The organism is Pseudomonas sp. MS19 (genome assembly GCF_013277615.1).
In the GTDB taxonomy this organism is placed as follows: domain Bacteria; phylum Pseudomonadota; class Gammaproteobacteria; order Pseudomonadales; family Pseudomonadaceae; genus Aquipseudomonas; species Aquipseudomonas marincola.
In genome coordinates, this window is the sequence record NZ_VBTO01000026.1 from 1 (window position 1) to 5,464 (window position 5,464).

Below are 5,464 nucleotides of genomic sequence, written 5' to 3' on the forward strand. Positions count from 1 at the left end.
TCTGAGTTCGGGATGGGATCAGGTGGTTCCAATTCTCTATGGTCGTCAAGCAATTTGTTGAAGCCTCGTCAGGGACGCTGCTTCGAATCGGGTATGTGATGCTTTGTAGTTTCGCAAACTTTCGGTGTTTCTACTTCCAGAGACACACAAACATCAAATTGTTTGGGTGTTATATGGTCAAGCCTCACGGGCAATTAGTATGGGTTAGCTCAACGCCTCACAGCGCTTACACACCCCACCTATCAACGTCGTAGTCTTCGACGGCCCTTTAGGGAACTCAAGGTTCCAGTGAGATCTCATCTTAAGGCAAGTTTCCCGCTTAGATGCTTTCAGCGGTTATCTTTTCCGAACATAGCTACCCGGCAATGCCACTGGCGTGACAACCGGAACACCAGAGGTTCGTCCACTCCGGTCCTCTCGTACTAGGAGCAGCCCCTCTCAAATCTCAAACGTCCACGGCAGATAGGGACCGAACTGTCTCACGACGTTCTAAACCCAGCTCGCGTACCACTTTAAATGGCGAACAGCCATACCCTTGGGACCGGCTTCAGCCCCAGGATGTGATGAGCCGACATCGAGGTGCCAAACACCGCCGTCGATATGAACTCTTGGGCGGTATCAGCCTGTTATCCCCGGAGTACCTTTTATCCGTTGAGCGATGGCCCTTCCATACAGAACCACCGGATCACTAAGACCTACTTTCGTACCTGCTCGACGTGTCTGTCTCGCAGTCAAGCGCGCTTTTGCCTTTATACTCTACGACCGATTTCCGACCGGTCTGAGCGCACCTTCGTACTCCTCCGTTACTCTTTAGGAGGAGACCGCCCCAGTCAAACTACCCACCATACACTGTCCTCGATCCGGATAACGGACCAGAGTTAGAACCTCAAGGTTACCAGGGTGGTATTTCAAGGATGGCTCCACGCGAACTGGCGTCCACGCTTCAAAGCCTCCCACCTATCCTACACAAGTAAACTCAAAGTCCAGTGCAAAGCTATAGTAAAGGTTCACGGGGTCTTTCCGTCTAGCCGCGGATACACTGCATCTTCACAGCGATTTCAATTTCACTGAGTCTCGGGTGGAGACAGCGCCGCCATCGTTACGCCATTCGTGCAGGTCGGAACTTACCCGACAAGGAATTTCGCTACCTTAGGACCGTTATAGTTACGGCCGCCGTTTACCGGGGCTTCGATCAAGAGCTTCGCGTTAGCTAACCCCATCAATTAACCTTCCGGCACCGGGCAGGCGTCACACCCTATACGTCCACTTTCGTGTTTGCAGAGTGCTGTGTTTTTAATAAACAGTCGCAGCGGCCTGGTATCTTCGACCGGCATGAGCTTACGGGGTAAACCCTTCACTCTCACCGGCGCACCTTCTCCCGAAGTTACGGTGCCATTTTGCCTAGTTCCTTCACCCGAGTTCTCTCAAGCGCCTTGGTATTCTCTACCTAACCACCTGTGTCGGTTTGGGGTACGGTTCCTAATTACCTGAAGCTTAGAAGCTTTTCCTGGAAGCATGGCATCAACCACTTCGTCGTCTAAAAGACAACTCGTCATCAGTTCTCGGCCTTAAGATCCCGGATTTACCTAAGATCTCAGCCTACTACCTTAAACACGGACAACCAACGCCGTGCTGGCCTAGCCTTCTCCGTCCCTCCATCGCAGTAATTAGAAGTACGGGAATATTAACCCGTTTCCCATCGATTACGCATTTCTGCCTCACCTTAGGGGCCGACTCACCCTGCGTCGATTAACGTTGCGCAGGAAACCTTGGTCTTTCGGCGTGCGAGTTTTTCACTCGCATTGTCGTTACTCATGTCAGCATTCGCACTTCTGATACCTCCAGCAAGCTTCTCAACTCACCTTCACAGGCTTACAGAACGCTCCTCTACCGCTCATCCAAAGGATGAACCCGTAGCTTCGGTGTATGGTTTGAGCCCCGTTACATCTTCCGCGCAGGCCGACTCGACTAGTGAGCTATTACGCTTTCTTTAAAGGGTGGCTGCTTCTAAGCCAACCTCCTAGCTGTCTAAGCCTTCCCACATCGTTTCCCACTTAACCATAACTTTGGGACCTTAGCTGACGGTCTGGGTTGTTTCCCTTTTCACGACGGACGTTAGCACCCGCCGTGTGTCTCCCGTGCTGACACTTGCTGGTATTCGGAGTTTGCATCGGTTTGGTAAGTCGGGATGACCCCCTAGCCGAAACAGTGCTCTACCCCCAGCAGTGATACACGAGGCGCTACCTAAATAGCTTTCGAGGAGAACCAGCTATCTCCGAGCTTGATTAGCCTTTCACTCCGATCCACAGGTCATCCGCTAACTTTTCAACGGTAGTCGGTTCGGTCCTCCAGTCAGTGTTACCTAACCTTCAACCTGCCCATGGATAGATCGCCCGGTTTCGGGTCTATTCCCAGCGACTAAACGCCCTATTAAGACTCGCTTTCGCTACGCCTCCCCTATTCGGTTAAGCTTGCCACTGAAAATAAGTCGCTGACCCATTATACAAAAGGTACGCAGTCACAGAACAAAGTCTGCTCCCACTGCTTGTACGCATACGGTTTCAGGATCTATTTCACTCCCCTCTCCGGGGTTCTTTTCGCCTTTCCCTCACGGTACTAGTTCACTATCGGTCAGTCAGTAGTATTTAGCCTTGGAGGATGGTCCCCCCATATTCAGACAAAGTTTCTCGTGCTCCGTCCTACTCGATTTCACTTCTAAGATCCTTTCGCGTACAGGGCTATCACCCACTATGGCCGCACTTTCCAGAGCGTTCCGCTAAAATCAAAGAAGCTTAAGGGCTAGTCCCCGTTCGCTCGCCACTACTAAGGGAATCTCGGTTGATTTCTATTCCTCAGGGTACTTAGATGTTTCAGTTCCCCTGGTTCGCCTCTTACACCTATGTATTCAGTGCAAGATACCTAACTTGTGTTAGGTGGGTTCCCCCATTCAGACATCTCCGGATCAAAGGTTATTTGCCACCTCCCCGAAGCTTTTCGCAGGCTATCACGTCTTTCATCGCCTCTGACTGCCAAGGCATCCACCGTATGCGCTTCTTCACTTGACCATATAACCCCAAGCAATCTGGTTATTGTCTCTAACGTGAAGTAGACATTCGCCGAAAATTTGCAATTGAGAACTACAAATTTTACCTTGACCAAATTAATTACCAGTGAAAGTAATCAATTAGTCACTTCTATCACATACCCAAATTTTTAAAGAACGATTTTTTCTAGTCAAAGACCAGAAATCAACATTCAGCTACTTACTGTAGGAATGCTCATTTCTGAACACTAACGAGACGCGGATCAAGCAATTACATAATGGTGGAGCCAAGCGGGATCGAACCGCTGACCTCCTGCGTGCAAGGCAGGCGCTCTCCCAGCTGAGCTATGGCCCCACTGATATCAAACCTGCACACAAGGCGCCGTTTTGACTGCTGCTATTTCATTCAGATCAAGGCACTGAGTTACGCCGTGTAGTCAACTACACAAGTCACTTAGTAACGATGAGCTGGATGAAATTGGTGGGTCTGGGCAGATTCGAACTGCCGACCTCACCCTTATCAGGGGTGCGCTCTAACCAACTGAGCTACAGACCCAGAATCTGGGTTGCTGCAAGCCGACCTCACCCTGCTCTTTACCTACAAAGCATGGGGCGCGCTCTAACCAACTGAGCACTCATCGACATGAGGCTTTTCACCTAATCGTCTTCTTCAATGAATCAAGCAATTCGTGTGGGAGCTTATAAGGAAGCTGATGTCGTCGATTAAGGAGGTGATCCAGCCGCAGGTTCCCCTACGGCTACCTTGTTACGACTTCACCCCAGTCATGAATCACACCGTGGTAACCGTCCCCCTTGCGGTTAGACTAGCTACTTCTGGTGCAACCCACTCCCATGGTGTGACGGGCGGTGTGTACAAGGCCCGGGAACGTATTCACCGTGACATTCTGATTCACGATTACTAGCGATTCCGACTTCACGCAGTCGAGTTGCAGACTGCGATCCGGACTACGATCGGTTTTATGGGATTAGCTCCACCTCGCGGCTTGGCAACCCTTTGTACCGACCATTGTAGCACGTGTGTAGCCCTGGCCGTAAGGGCCATGATGACTTGACGTCATCCCCACCTTCCTCCGGTTTGTCACCGGCAGTCTCCTTAGAGTTCCCACCATAACGTGCTGGTAACTAAGGACAAGGGTTGCGCTCGTTACGGGACTTAACCCAACATCTCACGACACGAGCTGACGACAGCCATGCAGCACCTGTGTCTGAGTTCCCGAAGGCACCAATCCATCTCTGGAAAGTTCTCAGCATGTCAAGGCCAGGTAAGGTTCTTCGCGTTGCTTCGAATTAAACCACATGCTCCACCGCTTGTGCGGGCCCCCGTCAATTCATTTGAGTTTTAACCTTGCGGCCGTACTCCCCAGGCGGTCAACTTAATGCGTTAGCTGCGCCACTAAATTCTCAAGGAATCCAACGGCTAGTTGACATCGTTTACGGCGTGGACTACCAGGGTATCTAATCCTGTTTGCTCCCCACGCTTTCGCACCTCAGCGTCAGTATCAGTCCAGGTGGTCGCCTTCGCCACTGGTGTTCCTTCCTATATCTACGCATTTCACCGCTACACAGGAAATTCCACCACCCTCTACTGTACTCTAGCTTGCCAGTTTTGGATGCAGTTCCCAGGTTGAGCCCGGGGCTTTCACATCCAACTTAACAAACCGCCTACGCGCGCTTTACGCCCAGTAATTCCGATTAACGCTTGCACCCTCTGTATTACCGCGGCTGCTGGCACAGAGTTAGCCGGTGCTTATTCTGTCGGTAACGTCAAAACAGCAAAGTATTAATTTACTGCCCTTCCTCCCAACTTAAAGTGCTTTACAATCCGAAGACCTTCTTCACACACGCGGCATGGCTGGATCAGGCTTTCGCCCATTGTCCAATATTCCCCACTGCTGCCTCCCGTAGGAGTCTGGACCGTGTCTCAGTTCCAGTGTGACTGATCATCCTCTCAGACCAGTTACGGATCGTAGCCTTGGTGAGCCATTACCTCACCAACTAGCTAATCCGACCTAGGCTCATCTAATAGCGTGAGGTCCGAAGATCCCCCACTTTCTCCCGTAGGACGTATGCGGTATTAGCGTTCGTTTCCGAACGTTATCCCCCACTACTAGGCAGATTCCTAGGCATTACTCACCCGTCCGCCGCTCGTCAGCAAAGTAGCAAGCTACTCTCTGTTACCGCTCGACTTGCATGTGTTAGGCCTGCCGCCAGCGTTCAATCTGAGCCATGATCAAACTCTTCAGTTCAATACTGCAATTAGGTTTTGAGAAAACCTTATAAACTTGGCTCAGCAATCGCAAAACTTACAAATTAATGTAAGGTAACTCTCGAATTAACGAGTGTTGCTTTGTGATGCTGATAATCTGTTGACTATCAGTCTTACCTCACAAGCACCCACAC

At 50.8% G+C, this 5,464-nt stretch carries 2 tRNA genes and 2 rRNA genes; all 4 read right to left on the bottom strand.

Annotated elements, in window-relative coordinates:
• Nucleotides 1–173 precede the first annotated feature (173 nt).
• Nucleotides 174–3,065 (bottom strand): 23S ribosomal RNA (locus FEZ62_RS20400).
• 257 nt (nucleotides 3,066–3,322) lie between these two features.
• Nucleotides 3,323–3,398 (bottom strand) — tRNA-Ala (locus FEZ62_RS20405).
• Between the two features lie 124 nt (nucleotides 3,399–3,522).
• A tRNA-Ile gene (locus tag FEZ62_RS20410) sits at nucleotides 3,523–3,599 on the bottom strand.
• A 168-nt stretch (nucleotides 3,600–3,767) separates the two neighbouring features.
• A 16S ribosomal RNA gene (locus tag FEZ62_RS20415) occupies nucleotides 3,768–5,310 on the bottom strand.
• The 16S and 23S rRNA genes sit together here with 2 tRNA genes alongside, the layout of an rRNA operon.
• Nucleotides 5,311–5,464 lie beyond the last annotated feature (154 nt).